Genomic DNA, 18,503 nt, shown 5'->3' on the forward strand with positions numbered 1-18,503 from the left:
GACGGGCGCCCGCTTGCCCATGACTTCACGCATAACCACGGTTATTCCGTGCCTGCTCGGCCCGACCGCATCCGGCAAAACCGCTGCCGCACTGGCGCTCGCCGCGCGGCGCCCGGTGGAAATCATCAGTGTCGATTCGGCGCTGGTTTATCGCGAGATGGATATCGGCACGGCCAAACCGACCGCTGAAGAACGCGCGGTGGCGCCGCATCATCTGATCGATATCGTCGATCCGACCGACGCCTATTCCGCCGCGCAATTTCGCGCCGACACCTTGCGGCTGACCGGCGAGATCCATGCGCGCGGGCGTCTGCCGCTGCTGGTCGGCGGCACCATGCTGTACTACAAGGCGCTCACGCAAGGGCTCAACGATTTGCCCGCCGCCGACGCAGACGTGCGCGCCTCGCTAGATGCCGACGCCGCACGCGAAGGCTGGCCTGCCCTGCACGCGCGGCTTGCCTCGATCGATCCCGTGACGGCCGCGCGCCTCGCGCCGAACGATTCGCAGCGGATTCAGCGGGCGCTCGAAGTTTTCATGCTGACCGGACGGGCCATGTCAGCTTTGCTGGCCGAGCCCGCCCGACAGGACGACGCTGCGGCCGCGTGGCGCTTCGTGCCGATTACGCTGGAGCCGTCCGAGCGCAGCGTGCTCCATGCGCGCATCGAGAAGCGCTTCGATGCGATGCTGGCCGGCGGTTTCGTCGATGAAGTGGTGAAGTTGCGCGAACGCGGCGATTTATCGCCCGAGATGCCGTCCATGCGTTGCGTGGGCTACCGGCAGGTCTGGGAGTATCTGGATGGCGCCGTCGACTATTCGACCATGCGCGACAAGGGCGTCTTCGCGACGCGGCAGTTATGCAAGCGGCAGCTCACATGGCTGCGCAGCATGACAGAGCGCTTGGTGGTGGATTGCTGCGATCCGCACGCGACGGCGCGGGTGCTTGAAGCGATTGAAGCGTTGCTTTGAAATTGTGAAGCTTTGAACTCGCGCGGCGCCAACTATCGCACACCGCGCGGGTCCCAACAGTCTTTAGACCACTACCGTCTGAGCTTCACCGGCCGCGCTTTCGCGAATCACGCCGATCTTCCAGACTTGCTCACCGGCAGCCGACAGCAGACCGATCGCCGCCTCAGCATCCGCAGCGGACACGATCACGGCCATGCCGATACCGCAGTTGAACACCCGGTGCATTTCCGCATCCGCCACGCCGCCGTGCTTTTGCAGCCACGAGAACAGCGGCGGCAACGGCCAGCCGCGATGATCCAACTCAGCCGTCAGGCCTTCACGCAGCACGCGCGGAATATTCTCGACGAGGCCGCCACCGGTGATGTGCGCCATGCCCTTGACAGCGATCTGCTGCATCAGCGCCAGCAGCGGCTTCACGTAAATGTGCGTGGGCGCCATCAGCGCGTCGGCGAGCGACCGGCCGTCGAAATCCGCGTTCAGATCAGGCTGCGCGCGCTCGATGATTTTGCGCACCAGCGAAAAACCGTTCGAATGGATGCCGCTCGAAGCCAGACCCAGCACGATGTCGCCCGGGGCGATGGTGCTGCCGTCGATAATCTTGCTCTTTTCCACCGCACCGACCGCGAAACCGGCCAGATCGTACTCGCCGTCCGGGTACATGCCCGGCATTTCCGCCGTCTCGCCGCCGATCAGCGCGCAGCCCGACAGTTCGCAGCCATGCGCGATACCCTTGACAACCGTTGCCGCCGTGCCCACATCCAGCTTGCCGCAGGCGAAATAGTCGAGGAAGAACAGAGGCTCGGCGCCCTGCACGAGAATGTCGTTCACGCTCATTGCGACCAGATCCTGGCCGACGGTGTCGTGTTTGTTCAGCTGAAAAGCGAGACGCAGCTTGGTGCCGACACCGTCCGTGCCGGACACCAGCACCGGCTCCTTGTACTTCTTCGGCACTTCGAACAGCGCGCCGAACCCGCCGATGCCACCCAGCACGCCGTCGCGCATCGTCTTTTTGGCAAAGGGCTTGATCGCGTCGACAAGGGCGTCGCCCGCGTCGATGTCCACGCCGGCGTCGCGATACGACAGACCTTGGGCCGAATCAGTTGAATTCGGGGCGGATTTCGGTTGATTCATGGGGAAGAGCTCGAAGGTCGGTAAAATGCGATTTTACCCGATGCCGGCCGACTGGCTGGAATTTGCATCATCCTTAATGATCCGGTCGCGACGACACCTGGGAAACAACCTTGCACGAGAACTCCTCGAATCTGACGCCGGTTCAGCGGCGCGCCTTCATCTGGCTGGCTATCGCGCTGGGCGTCGGCATTCTGCTCTGGCTGCTGAGTCCGGTCCTCACGCCGTTTCTGCTCGGCGCGATTCTCGCGTACATTCTGCAGCCGGGCGTCGCGTGGATGGTACGCCGGCGCGTGCCGCGCGGTCTCGCCGCCTTGCTGATGATGCTGCTCTTCACGCTGCTGATGACGCTGCTGGTGCTGCTGGTGCTCGCCGTCATCCAGAAAGAAGGGCCGCAGTTGCGGCAGCAGGTCCCCGTGCTATTCACGCACGTGAACGCCTGGCTGCAACCCAAGCTCGCCATGCTGGGACTCGCCGATTCACTCGATTTCGCCAGCATCCGTGATCTCATGATGGGGCAACTGGAAGGCAGCGCGCAGACCGTGGCGATGTATGCGTGGACCTCCATCCGCACGAGCGGCAATGTGATGATGACGCTGGTCGGCAACGTGGTGATGGTGCCGCTCGTGCTGTTCTACCTGCTGTACGACTGGAACCGCATGCTCGCACGCGTGCAGATCGTGGTGCCGCGCCGCTGGCTCGACAAGACGCTGCAACTCGCGCACGACATGGACCAGATGCTGTCGCAATACCTGCGCGGCCAGTTGCTCGTGATGGGCGTGCTCGCCGCGTACTATGCGATTGCGCTGAGCCTCGCGCGCTTCGAGATCGCGTTGCCGGTCGGCATTTTCACGGGACTCGCGGTGTTCATCCCGTACATTGGTTTTGCCACCGGCCTCGCGCTGGCGCTGCTCGCGGCGCTGCTGCAATTCGGCGACTGGTACGGCTTCGGCGCGGTGGCAGTGATTTACGGTGTCGGCCAGATCCTGGAAAGCTTTTTTCTCACGCCGCGCCTGGTCGGTGAACGGATCGGCCTGCACCCGCTCGCGGTGATTTTCGCGTTGCTCGCGTTCGGGCAGTTGTTCGGCTTTTTCGGCGTATTGCTGGCGTTGCCGGTCAGCGCGATTCTGTCGGTCGCCCTGCGCGAGTTGCGGCAAAGCTATCTGACGAGCACGCTTTATAACAACTGATTGCTCTTTAACTATTTCGGCCCGTTCTGCGGGCCATTTGCGGCCCAAGCCTCATTTTCGGCATTCACCTACTGTGCTTCGTCAACTGACGCTCGATCTCGGCACCCCGCCGCCATCGACATTCGACAATTTCTTCGCCGGTGCCAACGCGGAGCTGGTCACGCGCTTGCGCGAGCTCGAGAACGCGCTCGCCGCCGGGCCGGTCGCCGATCGCACGTTCTACATCTGGGGTGAGTCCGGCAGCGGCCGCACGCACCTGTTGCAGGCGCTCGTGCACGAAGCGTCGCCGGGGCACGCGCGTTTCGCCGGCCCACAGAGCAGTCTCGCCGCCTTCAGCTTCGACCCGCGCGTCGCGCTCTATGCAATCGACGATTGCGACGGCCTGTCGGCCGCGCAGCAGATCGCCGTCTTCAACCTGTTCAACGAAGTGCGCGCGCATCCCACCAGCGCGCTGGTCGCCGCGGGCAACGCGCCGCCCATCGGCATGACGGTGCGCGAGGATCTGCGCACGCGCCTCGGCTGGGGACTCGTGTTCCATCTCGCGCCGCTGCCGGACGAAGGCAAGGCCGCAGTGCTGAAACACGCGGCGCGCGAGCGCGGCATCATGCTCGCCGACGACGTGCCGGCCTACCTGCTCACGCATTTTCGCCGCGACATGCCGAGTCTGATGGCGCTGCTCGACGCGCTCGACCGCTTCTCGCTCGAACAGAAACGCGCGGTCACGCTGCCGCTGTTGCGTACCATGCTGGCTTCGCCGGACGCCGAAGAACGGCGCGCTGTGCCGACCTCAGCGGCCTCATCCGCGTCATCCGCCGCTTCAAGTAAAATAGGCCCCCATGGCTAACCTCGCACTCTTCGACCTCGACCACACGCTCATCCCCACCGACAGCGACCACGAATGGGGCCGCTTCATGGTGAAACACGGCATGGTCGACGCCGAAAATTTCGCCCGTGAAAACGACCGCTTTTTCGCCGACTACAAAGCCGGCAGGCTCGACATTCACGCCTATCTGATCGCCATGCTCACGCCGCTTTCGAAGTACACGCGCGCGCAGCTGGCCGACTTCCACGCGCAGTACATGCACGAAGTCATCAAGCCGGCGATTTTCCCCGTCGCGCTGGAGCTGGTGAAGCAGCACCGCGAAGCGGGCGACCTGTGTTGCGTGGTCACCGCCACCAACGAATTCATCACCCGCCCGATCGCTCAGGCATTCGGCGTCGACACGCTGATCGCCTGCGAAGCGGAAACCGTCGACGGCGAGCCGCATTCGCCGTACACCGGCCGCCCCACCGGCACGCCGAGCTACAAGGAAGGCAAGATCGTGCGCACCGAAGCATGGCTCGCCTCGCTCGGCAAGACGTGGAGCGACTTCGAGCGCAGCTATTTCTATAGCGATTCGCACAACGACATTCCGCTGCTCGAAAAAGTCACGGACCCGATCGCGACCAATCCGGACGACACATTGCGCGCCCATGCGCAGGCCAAAGGCTGGCGCATCCTCGAACTCTTTCAACCCTCGTGATCAAAAAACTTATCCGCAAGCTATTCGGCCAGGACTCGGCGCCCGCTGACGACAGCCTGCCCGCCGAAGCCGAAGCAGACGAAACCGGCAGCGCACCGGCGCGCGCATCGTCAAGTGCCAGCAAGGCGCGCCGCAAACCCGCCCGCGCACCCGTCAAGACCGCGCGTGACCCAGACGTGCCGGTCATCATTCCGCACGACGTGCACGGCATCGACCAGGCGCTGATCTCGAGGAACGCGATTCGCGTCACCGAAGGTCTGCAACAGGCGGGGCACCGCGCGTTCATCGTCGGCGGCGCGGTGCGCGATCTGCTGCTCGGCATCAAGCCGAAAGACTTCGACGTCGCCACCGACGCCACGCCCGAACAAGTGCAGAAGCTGTTCCGCCGCGCGCGCATCATCGGCCGCCGGTTTCAGATCGTGCATGTGCAGTTCGGCCAGGAAATCATCGAGACCTCGACGTTTCGCGCACTGGTCGATCCGCCCGCGGCAGACGCGCCTCCGGCCCGTCGCCTGAAACGCGACGAACTCGACCGCCGCACTCACGCGGTGGACGCAAGCGGCCGCGTGTTGCGCGACAACGTATGGGGTGAGCAGCACGAAGACGCCACGCGCCGCGACTTCACGATCAACGCGATGTACTACGATCCGGCCACGCAAACCGTGCTGGACTATCACAACGGCATGGCCGACATGCGCGCGCGTCTGTTGCGCATGATCGGCGACCCGGCCACGCGGTATCGCGAAGATCCGGTGCGCATGCTGCGCGTGGTTCGTTTCGCGGCGAAGCTCGACTTCGAGATCGAGGACAGCACGCGTGAGCCGATCGCCAACATGGCCGATCTGATCAACAACGTGCCCGCCGCGCGTCTCTTCGACGAGATGCTCAAGCTGATGCTGTCGGGCCATGCGCTCGCGTGTTTGAAACGGCTGCGCCAGGAAGGCCTGCATCATGGCCTTCTGCCCTTGCTCGACGTGGTGCTCGAGCAACCTATCGGCGAGAAGTTCATCACGTTGGCCCTGAACAACACAGATGCCCGCGTACGCGCCGGCAAGCCGGTGTCGCCGGGCTTCCTGTTCGCCACGTTGTTGTGGCACGACGTGCAGCAGCGCTGGCAAAAATTTGAAGCGAACGGCGAATATCCGGTACCCGCACTGCATCGCGCGATGGACGACGTCCTCGACATGCAAACGGAGAAACTCGCGATCCACAAGCGCTTCTCGTCGGATATGCGCGAGATCTGGGGCCTGCAGTTGCGCCTCGAAAAACGCTCCGGAAGAAGTGCGCTGAAGCTGCTGGAACACCAAAGATTTAGAGCGGGGTATGATTTCCTCCTGTTGCGCTGCGAATCGGGCGAACTCGATGAGTCGGTCGGTGCGTGGTGGACGGAGTTCATTGAAGGAGACATCGCCGCACGTGAGGCGTTGCTCACGCAAGGCGGGAAGGACCGAAGCCCCAGAAAACGACGGCGGCGCAGCAGTGGCGCCAGAAACCGCAAGCCGGGGGACGGATTGGAGGGCGGTACGCCAGCCGAACGCACAGCCGACGACGCGAGCCATGACGGCCCGCACGAAGACTGACCTAGCGTTCGCGGTTGCCGTCGAACGAAAGTTGCAGGAAGTTATGCCATGACGGTTGCTTATCTCGGCCTCGGCGCGAATCTCGGGGACGCGCGCCAGACCCTGAAAGACGCGGTGGTGTGCCTCGCACAACAGCACACCATCACCGTGCTCGCCAAGTCGAGCCTGTATCGCACTGCCCCGATCGACGCGGGCGGTGACGATTATTTCAACTGCGTCGTGAAGATCGATACGACGCTCCCCGTGCGGCATCTGCTTGCGCTGTGCCACAAGATCGAGCATCAGTTCGGCCGCGAGCGGCCGTTTCGCAATGCCCCGCGCACGCTCGATCTGGACATTCTGCTGTTCGGCGATCAATCGATCGACGAAGCCGATCTGATCGTGCCGCATCCACGTTTGATCGAACGCGCTTTCGCGCTGGTGCCGCTCATCGAGATCGACCCCACGCTGGTCATCCCGCAACATGGCCGCGCCGAAGCGCTGCTCAGCGGCGTGAGCGATCAGCGCATCGAGAAGGTGAAGGGGCCTTGCCAGTGTCCTATGCTCAATGCATTGGCCGCCGAGAGCACGCCACCCAAAGGCCGCTGCGAATGAATTCAACGCCGCTCACCGTCACGGCGCCGCAACTGCGGCCTCCGTTCGGCTATCTCGCGATCGAAGGGCCGATCGGCGTCGGCAAGACGTCGCTCGCGCGCCGCCTCGCGCAGCGCTGGTCGATGCACGAACTGTTCGAACGGCCGCAGGACAATCCTTTCCTCGAACGCTTTTATCGCGACACCGCGCGTTACGCGTTGCCCACGCAACTGCACTTCGCCTTGCAGCGCGCGCAGCAGGCGCAGGACGTGAGCGCGGCGCACCTGTCGGGCACGCCGCTGATCGCCGATTTCATGACGCAGAAGAACGACATCTTCGCGCGTCTGACGCTACAGGAAGACGAGTGGCAGTTGTATCGCGCGCTTGCCGCGCGGATCGACGTCAACGCACCGGCGCCCGACTTCGTGGTCTATCTGCAGGCGAGTCCCGAGGTGCTGTTCGCGCGCATCCAGAAGCGCGCGGTGCCAATGGAACTGCAGATTTCCGACGCGTATCTGCACGCGCTGTGCGACGCGTACAACGAGTTTTTCTATCACTACGACCGCACGCCCGTGCTGACGGTCAATGCCGAACACCTCAATCCGCTCGACTCGGACGCGGACCTTGCGCTGCTCGCCGAACGCATCGAAACCATGCGCGGCCGCAAGGAATTCTTTGTCAAAGGCACGTCGCTGTAAGCGGCGCCGCCACCTCTCTTTTCTCAACGGATTGACCCATGACCTATTTGCAGGAAGCGAGCCGGAACGCCATCACCGTGCCGAAACTGCAGGCAATGCGCGATGCCGGCGAAAAAATCGCCATGCTCACCTGCTACGACGCGAGCTTTGCCGCGCTGCTGGATCGCGCGGGCGTCGACGTGCTGTTGATCGGCGACTCGCTCGGCAACGTGCTGCAAGGCCAGACGACCACCCTGCCCGTGGCGCTCGCCGACATCGCGTATCACACGGCTAGCGTGGCGCGTGCGCGGCCCGCGGCGCTAATCGTGGCCGACTTGCCGTTCGGCACCTACGGCACGCCGGAAGACGCCTTCAGAAGCTCGGTGGAGTTGATGCGCGCCGGCGCGCAGATGGTGAAGCTCGAAGGCGGCGAATGGCTCGCGGACACGGTGCGCTTCCTGGTGGAACGTTCGATTCCCGTATGCGCGCACGTCGGTCTGACGCCGCAATCCGTGCATGCGTTCGGCGGCTTCAAGGTGCAAGGCAAAACCGAGGCGGGCGCGACGCAGTTGATGCGCGACTCGCTCGCCGTGCAGCAGGCCGGCGCGCAGTTGATCGTGATGGAAGCGATTCCGACGCTGCTCGCAAGCGACGTGACGAAACAGTTGCGCATTCCGACGATCGGCATCGGCGCGGGCGTGGATTGTTCGGGTCAGGTGCTGGTGCTGCACGACATGCTGGGCATTTTCCCCGGCAAACGGCCGCGCTTTGTGAAGGATTTCATGCAAGGGCAGCCAAGTATTCTGGCGGCCGTGGAAGCGTATGTGGCCGCAGTGAAGGATGGTTCGTTTCCTGGGCCGGAGCACACGTTCTGAGTTTCAAGCGATAGAGAATGCGGCGGAACGGGCGTCTTCGCGCCCGTTTTGAGACCGATCCGATATCGTATGCAAAGCTGGTTGTCTGTCTTCGTCTTCCTGTTAATGCGGCCTGGCCGCGAGCCGGGGAGAGACCACCATGAGCCCATTTTGCCTGATCGATGTAGCGGGAATCCGCGACCACGCCACTGTACCGCATGACGTGCGGGAATCCGCCTGGCATGCGCGCCTGACCGGCTGGATGGCCCGGCTACGGCATGTTCTTCACGGCTGAAGCGCGCAGACAGGCGAGCCGGCGCCGCGTTTCCTGCTGCTGCCGTTAGCGGCTTACTCTCTCGCCTCTCTCAGGCCACAATCCGCGCCGGTACTGCACCTCGCAGCGCATTGCACACCATTAGCGCTTCGGCGTTTTGCAAATCCGTCCGGGTCAGCACACGTTCGGCCACCTGCAAATCCGACGCGTCCTCGAGTAGAACGCCACGCATCACGCCGGGTAGCACGCCCGACACAAGCGGCGGTGTCCACCAGCGCCCACCCAACTTCACCAACACATTCGAACGGCCGCCTTCGGTCAACTCGCCTTGCGCGTTGAAGAACAACGTATCGAATGCGCCCTTCGCTTCGGCTTCGCGCCAGCCGCGATCGTATTCGGCGCGGCGCGTCGTTTTGTGGCGTAGCAGCGGATCGGCGGCGTCGGTTGCCGGGAAAGCGTGATCGGATCCAAGCAGCACGCCGACTGTCGATTCGGCTAGCGGCGTCAATACCGCGGCAGTGATCTGGATCGTGCCGTTTTTGCTCAACGCAAGCCGCATGCGATGCGGCGTGTGCGCGGGCAGCGACGCACACTTCGCCGCGATCTCTGCGCAAATGGCGTTTGCCTCGTCAAGTTTGAAGCCGAGCGTCGCGGCGCTCGACGAGAGCCGTGCGAGATGGCGTGATAGATGCCGCACACCCTCTTGGCGTGTCGCATACATCGTCTCGAATAGCTCGAAACCCGGCTCGGCGCCGGTCAGAAAGCTGGCCTTCAATTGGCACTCCGCATATTCGTCGGCGGCGACGCTGTCGAGCACGATGCCCGCGCCGACGCCCATCTTGCCTTCCAGTTGGCCAGTTTGTGTCGACCGGCTCAACGTCAGCGTGCGGATAGCGACGGATAAACAGAAGTCGCCACAGGCGGTCTGGTTTGCTTCGAGCGTGGTTGCGTCTGTGGGATCAGCGGCCGATGAAGGCGCATCCAGCCAACCAATCGCGCCGGTATAGAGCCCGCGTGGCGTGCTCTCGAGTTCATCGATCAACTGCATCGTGCGATGCTTCGGCGCGCCGGTGATCGAGCCGCAAGGAAACAACGCGCGCAATATTCCGGCGAACGACGTGCCGGGTCGCAACGTCGCATGCACCGTCGAGGTCATCTGCCACACCGACGCATACGGCTCGACCGAAAACAGCGCCGGCACCTTCACCGAGCCCGTTTGCGCGACCCGCGACAGATCATTGCGCAACAGGTCGACGATCATCACGTTTTCGGCGCGATTTTTCGGATCGTTGCCGAGGAATTCGGCAGCGCGCCGGTCCGCCGCCGGGTCGTCCGAGCGCGGCGCCGTGCCTTTCATCGGCCGCGCACGCAACATCGCGCCCTGCTTCTCGATGAAGAGCTCCGGTGAGCAGGACAGCACCCACTGTCCGCCCGGCAACGCGATCAGCGCGCCATACGGCACCGGCTGACGCGCCCTCAACCGCCGATACAGTGCGGTCGGCGAGCCGAATACGTCGAACCCGAGCCGATACGTGTAGTTGACCTGATACGAGTCGCCGGCGCGCAGGGCCGAGTGAATCGCATCGATCGACGCATTGAATTGCGCCGTGTCGACGCTCGCGCGCACGTTGGCCGTACCCGCCACTGATGGCTCGGCCGCGCCTTCATCGCGCGCCATGAGCCATGTGTCGACCTCTTCGCGAGCAAGCTTCTCGCAACGTTCGAACAATAAAAAACGCAGCGTGGCATCGCCAGGCTGCGTTTTCAGAGACCGGTGTACTTCGAGAAGATTCCGGCCGAACTCATAATCGGCGAGCACGACGGCATGCAAACCTCGCTGCGTCTCAGCGACCACGGTCCCGCACACGGCTTCGAGGTGCGCGGCATCCGCACACACCCGTTCATGCACAAAACCCGTGTACAGACGACTCGAACGGCGCGCCGCCGTCGCGTCGCAATCGTCGAGCAACGCGAACACCGCGTCGCGCTCATCTGCCGTCATACCTACCGCCAACTTCAAACTGCCATTAATCGAAGAAACTCTTCACCCGATCGAACCAGCTCTTGCTTTGCGGACTATGCCGCGAGCCACCCTCGACCAATGCCTTCTCGAACTGCTTGAGCAGATCGCGTTGCGGCTCGGTGAGCTTGACCGGCGTTTCGACTTGCACGTGCACGTACAGATCGCCGGCAATGCTCGAACGCAGCCCCTTGATGCCCTTGCCACGCAGACGGAACGTCTTGCCCGACTGCGTGCCTTCCGGCACGGTGAAGCTGGCGCGGCCCGCGAGGGTCGGCACTTCGATTTCGCCGCCGAGCGCCGCGGTGGTGAACGGAATCGGCATCTGGCAATGCAGATCGTCGCCGTCGCGCTCGAACACCGAGTGCTGCTTGATGTGAATCTCGACGTACAGATCGCCCGACGGGCCGCCGTTGATACCCGGCTCGCCATTGCCGGCGGAACGGATACGCATGCCGTCGTCGATACCTGCCGGGATCTTCACTTCCAGCGTCTTGGTTTCCTTCACCTTGCCCGCGCCGTGGCAGTGGCCGCACGGTTCAGGAATGTAGGTGCCGGTGCCATGGCACTTCGGGCAGGTTTGCTGAATGCTGAAAAAGCCTTGCGACATACGCACCGAACCCGAACCGCTACAGGTTGGGCAGGTTTCCGGCTTGGTGCCGGGCTTGGCGCCCGAACCGTGACAGACTTCGCACGAGACCCAGCTCGGCACGCGAATCTGCGTGTCGTAGCCGTGTGCGGCCTGTTCCAGCGTGATTTCCATGCTGTAGCGCAGATCGGCGCCGCGATACACCTGCGGGCCGGCGCGGCCGCCGCCGCGTGCGGCGCCACCGGCCGCCTGGCCGAAGATGTCGCCGAAGATATCGCCGAATGCGTCGGCAAACCCGCCGAAGCCTTGCGCCCCGGCACCGCCCATGTTCGGATCGACGCCCGCGTGCCCGTACTGATCATACGCGGCACGCTTTTGCGAGTCCGAGAGCATTTCATAGGCTTCCTTCACCTCTTTGAAATGCTCTTCCGCATCCTTGTTGCCCGGATTGCGGTCGGGGTGGTGCTTCATCGCCAGCTTGCGATAAGCCTTCTTGATTTCGTCGTCGCTCGCGTTCTTTGCGACGCCCAGAACCTCGTAGTAATCCCGTTTCGCCATATCGGTTCAACGCCACTCGCGCAATGCGCACGGTGGCTCCTCTTGAATGCTGGAGTCTCACGACTCGTCCGGCCGCTGTTTCATGCCGCCTGAATGCGGCTCAAAACAACGCCCTCCATAAAACAAATGTGCCCGGAGAGCCTAAAAGGCTCGCCAGGCGTGATAACCGCTCTTGCACGTTTCTGCTGTCCTGCTGTTCGACAAAGCTGGCGCAGTGTCCGGTGCAGCCGGGCCGCACACAAGGCTGTGTGCGGCTTTACGGTCGAAAGGCGACCTGGCTTTAGTCTTTCTTGACTTCCTTGAACTCGGCGTCGACCACGTCGTCCTGCTGGTGGCTCGCGCCACCGGCCGTTGCACCCGGGCTTGCCGCGCCCGCTGCCGCTGCTTCGGCACCTTGCGCAGCCTGCATGTCGGCGTACATCTTCTCGCCCATCTTCTGCGAGGCGGTGGCCACCACTTCGATCTTGGCTTCGATCGCGGCCTTGTCGCTCGAACCGCTCTTCAGCGTTTCTTCGAGGTCCTTCAGCGCGGCTTCGATCTTTTCCTTCTCGGAAGCTTCCAGCTTGTCGCCGTATTCGGTGAGCGCCTTCTTCGTGCTGTGGACCAGCGCGTCGCCCTGGTTGCGCGCATCGGCCAGTTCACGCAGCTTGTGATCTTCTTCCGCGTTCGCTTCGGCGTCCTTCACCATCTTCTCGATTTCGGCTTCGGACAGACCCGAGTTCGCCTTGATCGTGATGCGGTTTTCCTTGCCGGTCGCCTTGTCTTTCGCGCCGACGTGCAGAATGCCGTTCGCGTCGATGTCGAAGCTCACCTCGATCTGCGGCGTGCCGCGCGGTGCTGGCGGAATGCCTTCCAGGTTGAACTCGCCCAGCAGCTTGTTGCCCGCTGCCATTTCGCGTTCGCCCTGGAACACCTTGATCGTCACGGCGCCCTGATTGTCGTCGGCCGTCGAGTAGACCTGGGCGTGCTTGGTCGGGATCGTGGTGTTCTTGTTGATCATCTTCGTCATCACGCCGCCGAGCGTTTCGATGCCGAGCGACAGCGGGGTCACGTCGAGCAGCAGAACGTCCTTGCGGTCGCCCGACAGAACCTGACCTTGAATCGCGGCGCCCACGGCGACGGCTTCGTCCGGGTTCACGTCACGGCGCGGATCCTTGCCGAAGAACTCCTTGACCTTTTCCTGCACCTTCGGCATGCGGGTCATACCGCCGACGAGAATCACGTCGTCGATTTCGCCGACCTTTACGCCTGCGTCCTTGATCGCCACGCGGCACGGTTCGATGGTGCGTTCGATCAGCTCTTCAACCAGTGCTTCCAGCTTCGCACGCGTAATTTTCAGGTTCAAGTGCTTCGGACCCGACGCGTCGGCCGTGATGTACGGCAGGTTGATTTCGGTTTGCTGGCTCGACGACAGCTCGATCTTCGCCTTTTCAGCCGATTCCTTCAGGCGTTGCAGCGCGAGCACATCTTTCGACAGATCCACGCCCTGTTCTTTCTTGAACTCGGCAATGATGTAATCGATGATGCGCTGGTCGAAGTCTTCCCCGCCCAGGAACGTATCGCCGTTCGTGGAGAGCACTTCAAACTGCATTTCACCGTCGACGTCCGCGATTTCGATGATCGACACGTCGAACGTACCGCCGCCCAGGTCATACACCGCGATCTTGCGGTCGCCCTTTTCGGCCTTGTCCAGACCGAATGCCAGAGCGGCTGCGGTCGGCTCGTTGATGATCCGCTTCACTTCCAGACCGGCGATGCGGCCTGCATCTTTGGTTGCCTGGCGCTGGCTGTCGTTGAAGTACGCGGGAACCGTGATCACAGCTTCCGTGACCGGCTCGCCGAGATAGTCTTCAGCGGTCTTCTTCATCTTGCGCAGCACTTCCGCGGAAATTTGCGGCGGAGCGAGCTTCTGATCGCGCACTTCGACCCATGCGTCGCCGTTATCGGCTTTCATGATCTTGTACGGCATCAGGCCGATGTCTTTCTGCACTTCTTTTTCTTCGAAGCGGCGGCCGATCAGGCGCTTGACTGCGTACAGCGTGTTCTTCGGGTTGGTGACCGACTGACGCTTCGCAGGCGCGCCGACGAGAATCTCGCCGTCTTCCATGTAAGCGATGATCGACGGCGTGGTGCGCGCACCTTCCGAGTTCTCGATCACCTTGACCGAATTGCCTTCCATGATCGCCACGCACGAGTTGGTCGTGCCGAGGTCGATGCCGATGATTTTGCCCATTTTTACTAATCTCCTAACTTTGATCGCTGCGGGAAGCGCCTTGTTTGCCCAGCTGGCGGTAAGGCGATCCGCTCTCAATTCCTACCTGCACTCAACATAAGTGCGTCCGCATCGTTTTCAAGACCTCTTTTGCGATGCGGTCTTTAATTTTTTTCAATCGGGCGAACTTTTGCCCAAATTTGTTCCATTAACCGAGCCGCCTGCCTGCCGCCGTGGAAGTGAAACCACGTGGCCACGCCGTGCAGCATGAAGCGCCGGCCCAGTTCGCGATGCTCGCCAACGTTGCTGTGAACCCATTCGAGACCGAGCGCGTGAATCGCGCCCGGCTCACGGGCACGGCTTTCCTGAAGATCTCGCAGTTGAAACGGTCGAGATTCTGGCAAACACCACGCCAGTTCATCGTCTGCTCCGAATGACTCGGCGCCGAGCTCGCGCATCGCGAAGACGCCAAACACCGAGGCGCCGACCAGAACACTGGCCGCAGCGCTGCCTGCCGGCCGAAACGGCTTACCGAGCCTTCCGGCGCTTACTTCGGCGCCGCGACGGTCACGAGTGCCGGACGCAGCACGCGATCGGCGATCACGAAGCCCTTTTGCAGCACGGCCACCACGGTGTTCGGCTCCTGCTCGGCCGGCACCATGGAAATGGCCTGATGGCGGTGCGGGTCGAACTTCTCGCCAATCGGATTCAGGGCGACGACGCGGCCCTTCTCCAACGCGCCGGTGAGCTGGCGCAGCGTGAGTTCGACGCCTTCGCGCACCTTCTGCAGGTCGTCGGATGAGTGGGCGACGGCTGCCTCGAGGCTGTCGATTACCGGCAGCAGATGCTCGGCGAAGCTCTCGATTGCAAACTTGTGCGCCTTGGCGACGTCTTCCTGAGCGCGGCGGCGGACGTTTTCGGTCTCAGCCTTGGCCCGCAGGAAGCTTTCCTGCAACTCGGCGATCTTCGCTTCAGCTTCGGCCAAGGCCGCTTGCTCGGCGTTGACCGGCGAGTCGGTCGCGGCGTTGGCAGCCGCTTCCTGCTGAGGTGCCGCGGCCTCGGCGGCCTGGCGCGCGGTTTCGTCGGCGGGCGTGGGATTCTGGCTCGTCGGGTTCTCTTGCGTGTTTTCCATGTCGCTGAAAGTCGTTAAATGTGAAAGCGAGGTAAAAGCCAACGGTGGCAGGCAACGCATCAAACCTGGCGCGGTTTGTGCGTTGCAAAATCGCGACAGACAACTGCGCGAGTCACCGCAAATCAAAACGGCAGATGAGGCCGGGAACAACCATTTCAAGCGGTTCTCCCGGATCTTTTCGCACCACGAACGCGCGGCGGAAATGCCCGGTTACAACGATTATTGCTGCGCAATCAGATTGAGATTGAGTGCTATCGACAAGTGGCCTATGCTCCACTTAAGCATCGGAAAAGACGCGTTAACCCTAATCTGACGTCAACCTTTCCGACATATTGCAATTTCCACCCGATTCGCCCGTCTTTATCCTGAACCTTCCCGAGGGGAGTACCGTGAAACTGACCTTTGCAATCTCGGTGGTCGCATTGGTTCTGATTGCGGGCACCACGACCATCTGCATGTCCGGGGCTGTCAACGACCACACTACCGAATACGGCGGTGTGCATGCGACCATGGAACAACTGTTCAACCCCCACCTGAAAGTTTGTCGATAGTGCGCCTGTCGCGTTTGGTCGGCCGGCCGTGCAACGCGGCCGCCGGCTCGCGATACGTCTTGCGCCGCTCCTGTTCGACCTGCCGCTTCACCTTGCTCGCTTCGGTTTCCGCATAAAGCGTTTGCGCGACGCTCGCCGGGCCGCGCACGTCGCACACGCCCAGCACTTCCACCTGCCACACGATCCGTTCGATCTCGATCTCCACCAGGTCGCCGACCCGCACGTCTTTGGCCGGCTTAACGCTGGCGCCGCCAATCCGCACGTGGCCTTTTTCGACGGCGTCGGCCGCGAGCGAACGCGTCTTGAAGAAGCGCGCCGCCCAAAGCCATTTGTCGATGCGCAGCTTCGCGCCCGCTTCAGTTGAAATCGTGTAATTCATGAGCCTGTTCAAGCTCCTGTCGTATGCGGCACCGGCAACGCCTGCACCGGCCATCCCTGGAGGTTCTGCGCGACGATCTCGCCCAGCGCGGCAATCCATGCCTGCGAGGCGTTCAAGCAGGGAATCCGATGGAAATCCTTGCCGCCCGCGTGGAGGAATTCGTCGCGCACTTCCATGCCGATTTCCTCGATCGTTTCAAGGCAATCGGCTGTAAAGCCCGGACAGAACACGTCGGCGCGACGCACACCCGCCGCACCCAGTTCCTTCAGCGTGGGCGCCGTGTACGGCTGCAGCCATTCGGCCTTGCCAAACCGCGACTGGAACGTGATGCGGCATTCCACCTGTGTCAGTTCGAGCGCCTGCATCAACAGTGCGCCGGTTTGCTGGCATTGCTCGTGGTATGGGTCGCCGAGATCCAGCGTGCGCTTGGGCACGCCGTGGAAACTCAGTACCAGCTTGTCGCCCGCGGCAAAGTCCGGCCGGCCGTGCTGATGCCAATAGTGATGCACCTGCGCGGCAAGCGCCGCGATGTAGGCCGGATGGTCGGCGTACTGCCGCACCGTGCGGATCTCCGGCTGATTGCGCATACGCTTGAGCGCCGAAAAAGCGTCGTCGAAAGCGGTGGCGGTGGTCGACGACGAATACTGCGGATACATGGGCATCAGCAGCACGCGCTCGGCGCCCGCCAGCTTGAGCTGGTTCAGCATGGCCGGAATGCCCGGCGTGCCGTAGCGCATCGCGTAATCGACCAGCACCGTGTAGTCGTTCAATTGCAACAGATGGCGCAAGCCCTCCACCTGCTTCTCTGTGTGAACGCGCAGTGGCGAGCCTTCGGGCATCCACACCGCGGCGTACTTCTTGGCGGACGCGCGGCCCCGGACCGGCAAAATCAGCAGCCGCAGAATGATCTGCCAGAGCAGCGCCGGAATTTCGACCACGCGCGGATCGGACAGAAACTGCGCGAGATAGCGGCGGACCGCACGCGGCGTCGGCGCGTCGGGCGTGCCGAGATTGATCAGCAGCACGGCGACACGGTGTGACGTGGCGTTCTGTGAGGGCCGCTCGAGGTCGAAGCGCATAGGCAGCAGAAGTAACCGGTTTTGGCGGAGAGTCGGTTCAGGTGGGATTCATTATAGCGGCGCGGTTCATGCACCGGTCCGCCGGACACCCCTGGCCATTCGGCCAATTGGCAAGCCGCGCGCGGTCACGCATTATTTGCAGCAGGTGCCGCCGCGGCCAGGAGTCGAAGCTATTTATTGCTGGCTGAGAGTCAGGGAAAGCAGGCGTGCGGTGATGTCCACAATCGGAATCACGCGGTTGTAGGCCATGCGGGTCGGCCCGATCACGCCGAGCGTGCCGACGATCTTGCCGTTCACCTCGTACGGCGCGGTGACCACGCTCATTTCCTCGATCGGTACGAGATTCGACTCGCCGCCGATGAAAATCTGCACACCCGCCGCGTGACTCGACACGTCGAGCAATTGAAGGAGACTGGTCTTTTGGTCGAACACATCGAACAACTTGCGCAAGCGCGCCATGTCCGACGAAAGGTCGGCGACTTCGAGCAGGTTGCGCTCGCCGGAAATCAGCACGGTCTCGCCCGTGTCGGATTCGTCCGTGCTGGCGGTGACGGCGGCGTGCATCAGCGTAGTCATGTCACCGCGCAGTTCGTCGATTTCTTCGCGCAGGCGGCGGCGCACGTCGTCGAACGAAAGGCCCGCGAAGTGCGCGTTGATGTAGTTGGAAGCCTCGACCAGTTGCGACGGCGAGAAATCGCGCTGGGTCGCCATGATGCGGTTCTGCACGTCCCCTTCCGGCGTGACGATGATCAGCAGAATGCGCTTGTCGGACAAACGCATGAACTCGATCTGCTTGAACACATGGCTGCGCCGCGGCGTGAGCACCACGCCGGCGAACTGCGACAAATTGGAGAGCACGCTGGCCGCAGCCGCAACGATTTTCTGCGGTTCGCCCGCCTGCAGCGTAGTCTTGACGGTACGCGTCACGGCCTCTTCGTCCGCGGCGGACTCCACCGTCAGCATGGTGTCCACGAACAGGCGGTAGCCGCGAGGCGTAGGAATGCGGCCCGCCGAAGTATGCGGACTGATCACGAGCCCCAGGTCCTCGAGGTCGGACATCACGTTGCGGATCGTTGCGGGACTCAGTTCGAGGCCCGAATAGCGCGACAACGTGCGCGAGCCGACCGGCTGACCTTCGGCGATGTAGCGCTCGATCAGCGTTTTGAGGAGGGTTTGTGCGCGAGGATCTAGCATGACGGAAAATTTTAGCTCAATGG

General features: G+C 62.7%; 18 protein-coding genes. 9 read left to right on the top strand and 9 right to left on the bottom strand.

Annotation, left to right across the window (positions count from 1 at the left end; all coding sequences use genetic code 11):
• Positions 1 to 19 precede the first annotated feature (19 nt).
• Complete coding sequence (gene miaA / locus ACQKRQ_RS08115) at positions 20 to 967, top strand: tRNA (adenosine(37)-N6)-dimethylallyltransferase MiaA (RefSeq protein ID WP_427476293.1); 948 nt, start codon at positions 20 to 22, stop codon at positions 965 to 967.
• A 63-nt stretch (positions 968 to 1,030) separates the two neighbouring features.
• Here the strand turns inward: miaA and purM are convergent, their stop codons facing one another.
• The gene (gene purM, locus ACQKRQ_RS08120; protein ID WP_132375984.1) at positions 1,031 to 2,098 is read right to left on the bottom strand and encodes a phosphoribosylformylglycinamidine cyclo-ligase; all 1,068 of its coding nucleotides are present in this window, start codon (positions 2,096 to 2,098) and stop codon (positions 1,031 to 1,033) included.
• A 110-nt stretch (positions 2,099 to 2,208) separates the two neighbouring features.
• Between purM and ACQKRQ_RS08125 the strand changes: the two genes are divergently transcribed.
• The 7 genes from ACQKRQ_RS08125 to panB all read left to right on the top strand — a co-directional run bounded on the left by ACQKRQ_RS08125 (position 2,209) and on the right by panB (position 8,513).
• A complete protein-coding gene (locus ACQKRQ_RS08125; protein ID WP_132375985.1) occupies positions 2,209 to 3,285 on the top strand; it encodes an AI-2E family transporter in 1,077 nt (358 codons plus the stop codon).
• 73 nt (positions 3,286 to 3,358) lie between these two features.
• Positions 3,359 to 4,129 (top strand): DnaA regulatory inactivator Hda, encoded by a 771-nt coding sequence (hda, locus tag ACQKRQ_RS08130; RefSeq protein WP_132375986.1) that lies wholly within the window; start codon positions 3,359 to 3,361, stop codon positions 4,127 to 4,129.
• Positions 4,122 to 4,808 (top strand): HAD family hydrolase, encoded by a 687-nt coding sequence (locus tag ACQKRQ_RS08135; RefSeq protein ID WP_132375987.1) that lies wholly within the window; start codon positions 4,122 to 4,124, stop codon positions 4,806 to 4,808. Before hda ends, ACQKRQ_RS08135 begins: the two co-directional genes overlap by 8 nt.
• Entirely contained in the window at positions 4,805 to 6,388 is a 1,584-nt protein-coding gene (gene pcnB, locus ACQKRQ_RS08140) for a polynucleotide adenylyltransferase PcnB (protein ID WP_427476296.1), read from the top strand. Before ACQKRQ_RS08135 ends, pcnB begins: the two co-directional genes overlap by 4 nt.
• 48 nt (positions 6,389 to 6,436) lie before the next feature.
• Positions 6,437 to 6,982 (top strand): 2-amino-4-hydroxy-6-hydroxymethyldihydropteridine diphosphokinase, encoded by a 546-nt coding sequence (folK, locus tag ACQKRQ_RS08145; RefSeq protein WP_132375989.1) that lies wholly within the window; start codon positions 6,437 to 6,439, stop codon positions 6,980 to 6,982.
• Positions 6,979 to 7,659, top strand: a complete 681-nt coding sequence (locus ACQKRQ_RS08150) for a deoxynucleoside kinase (RefSeq protein WP_408283396.1) — start codon at positions 6,979 to 6,981, stop codon at positions 7,657 to 7,659. Before folK ends, ACQKRQ_RS08150 begins: the two co-directional genes overlap by 4 nt.
• A gap of 38 nt (positions 7,660 to 7,697) precedes the next feature.
• Positions 7,698 to 8,513, top strand: a complete 816-nt coding sequence (gene panB / locus ACQKRQ_RS08155) for a 3-methyl-2-oxobutanoate hydroxymethyltransferase (RefSeq protein WP_408432443.1) — start codon at positions 7,698 to 7,700, stop codon at positions 8,511 to 8,513.
• 344 nt (positions 8,514 to 8,857) lie between these two features.
• Here panB and pabB read toward each other — a convergent pair whose 3' ends face one another.
• From pabB to grpE, 5 genes are all read right to left on the bottom strand, one after another.
• Positions 8,858 to 10,768, bottom strand: a complete 1,911-nt coding sequence (gene pabB, locus ACQKRQ_RS08160; protein ID WP_427476298.1) for an aminodeoxychorismate synthase component I — start codon at positions 10,766 to 10,768, stop codon at positions 8,858 to 8,860.
• A gap of 25 nt (positions 10,769 to 10,793) precedes the next feature.
• Positions 10,794 to 11,933, bottom strand: coding sequence for a molecular chaperone DnaJ (dnaJ, locus tag ACQKRQ_RS08165; protein WP_132375993.1), 1,140 nt, complete (start codon positions 11,931 to 11,933; stop codon positions 10,794 to 10,796).
• A 280-nt stretch (positions 11,934 to 12,213) separates the two neighbouring features.
• Complete coding sequence (gene dnaK, locus ACQKRQ_RS08170) at positions 12,214 to 14,166, bottom strand: molecular chaperone DnaK (RefSeq protein WP_132375994.1); 1,953 nt, start codon at positions 14,164 to 14,166, stop codon at positions 12,214 to 12,216.
• Between the two features lie 143 nt (positions 14,167 to 14,309).
• On the bottom strand, positions 14,310 to 14,621 hold the full coding sequence (locus ACQKRQ_RS08175) for a hypothetical protein (RefSeq protein WP_427476300.1): 312 nt from the start codon (positions 14,619 to 14,621) through the stop codon (positions 14,310 to 14,312).
• 71 nt (positions 14,622 to 14,692) lie between these two features.
• Complete coding sequence (gene grpE / locus ACQKRQ_RS08180; RefSeq protein ID WP_132375995.1) at positions 14,693 to 15,277, bottom strand: nucleotide exchange factor GrpE; 585 nt, start codon at positions 15,275 to 15,277, stop codon at positions 14,693 to 14,695.
• Between grpE and ACQKRQ_RS08185 the strand changes: the two genes are divergently transcribed.
• The gene (locus ACQKRQ_RS08185) at positions 15,276 to 15,590 is read left to right on the top strand and encodes a hypothetical protein (protein ID WP_132375996.1); all 315 of its coding nucleotides are present in this window, start codon (positions 15,276 to 15,278) and stop codon (positions 15,588 to 15,590) included. The genes grpE and ACQKRQ_RS08185 overlap by 2 nt on opposite strands.
• Before the next feature lie 209 nt (positions 15,591 to 15,799).
• Here the strand turns inward: ACQKRQ_RS08185 and ACQKRQ_RS08190 are convergent, their stop codons facing one another.
• The 3 genes from ACQKRQ_RS08190 to hrcA all read right to left on the bottom strand — a co-directional run bounded on the left by ACQKRQ_RS08190 (position 15,800) and on the right by hrcA (position 18,480).
• Positions 15,800 to 16,207 (bottom strand): RNA-binding S4 domain-containing protein, encoded by a 408-nt coding sequence (locus ACQKRQ_RS08190; protein ID WP_132375997.1) that lies wholly within the window; start codon positions 16,205 to 16,207, stop codon positions 15,800 to 15,802.
• Between the two features lie 8 nt (positions 16,208 to 16,215).
• Entirely contained in the window at positions 16,216 to 17,286 is a 1,071-nt protein-coding gene (gene hemH / locus ACQKRQ_RS08195; protein WP_132375998.1) for a ferrochelatase, read from the bottom strand.
• Positions 17,287 to 17,460: 174 nt separating this feature from the next.
• Positions 17,461 to 18,480 (bottom strand): heat-inducible transcriptional repressor HrcA, encoded by a 1,020-nt coding sequence (gene hrcA, locus ACQKRQ_RS08200; protein WP_106284494.1) that lies wholly within the window; start codon positions 18,478 to 18,480, stop codon positions 17,461 to 17,463.
• Between the last annotated feature and the right edge of the window lie 23 nt (positions 18,481 to 18,503).

Source organism: Paraburkholderia sp. NPDC080076, assembly GCF_050281145.1.
Lineage (GTDB): Bacteria > Pseudomonadota > Gammaproteobacteria > Burkholderiales > Burkholderiaceae > Paraburkholderia.

Excerpts from the sequence above, each read along its gene's own strand:
- hemH (WP_132375998.1), bottom strand. The coding sequence starts at position 17,286 with ATGCGCTTCGACCTCGAGCGGCCCTCACAGAACGCCACGTCACACCGT.
- pabB (WP_427476298.1), bottom strand. The coding sequence starts at position 10,768 with ATGACGGCAGATGAGCGCGACGCGGTGTTCGCGTTGCTCGACGATTGC.
- dnaJ (WP_132375993.1), bottom strand. The coding sequence starts at position 11,933 with ATGGCGAAACGGGATTACTACGAGGTTCTGGGCGTCGCAAAGAACGCG.
- miaA (WP_427476293.1), top strand. The coding sequence starts at position 20 with ATGACTTCACGCATAACCACGGTTATTCCGTGCCTGCTCGGCCCGACC.
- ACQKRQ_RS08150 (WP_408283396.1), top strand. The coding sequence starts at position 6,979 with ATGAATTCAACGCCGCTCACCGTCACGGCGCCGCAACTGCGGCCTCCG.
- hrcA (WP_106284494.1), bottom strand. The coding sequence starts at position 18,480 with ATGCTAGATCCTCGCGCACAAACCCTCCTCAAAACGCTGATCGAGCGC.
- folK (WP_132375989.1), top strand. The coding sequence starts at position 6,437 with ATGACGGTTGCTTATCTCGGCCTCGGCGCGAATCTCGGGGACGCGCGC.
- ACQKRQ_RS08135 (WP_132375987.1), top strand. The coding sequence starts at position 4,122 with ATGGCTAACCTCGCACTCTTCGACCTCGACCACACGCTCATCCCCACC.
- panB (WP_408432443.1), top strand. The coding sequence starts at position 7,698 with ATGACCTATTTGCAGGAAGCGAGCCGGAACGCCATCACCGTGCCGAAA.
- ACQKRQ_RS08190 (WP_132375997.1), bottom strand. The coding sequence starts at position 16,207 with ATGAATTACACGATTTCAACTGAAGCGGGCGCGAAGCTGCGCATCGAC.
- ACQKRQ_RS08185 (WP_132375996.1), top strand. The coding sequence starts at position 15,276 with ATGTCGCTGAAAGTCGTTAAATGTGAAAGCGAGGTAAAAGCCAACGGT.
- dnaK (WP_132375994.1), bottom strand. The coding sequence starts at position 14,166 with ATGGGCAAAATCATCGGCATCGACCTCGGCACGACCAACTCGTGCGTG.
- grpE (WP_132375995.1), bottom strand. The coding sequence starts at position 15,277 with ATGGAAAACACGCAAGAGAACCCGACGAGCCAGAATCCCACGCCCGCC.
- purM (WP_132375984.1), bottom strand. The coding sequence starts at position 2,098 with ATGAATCAACCGAAATCCGCCCCGAATTCAACTGATTCGGCCCAAGGT.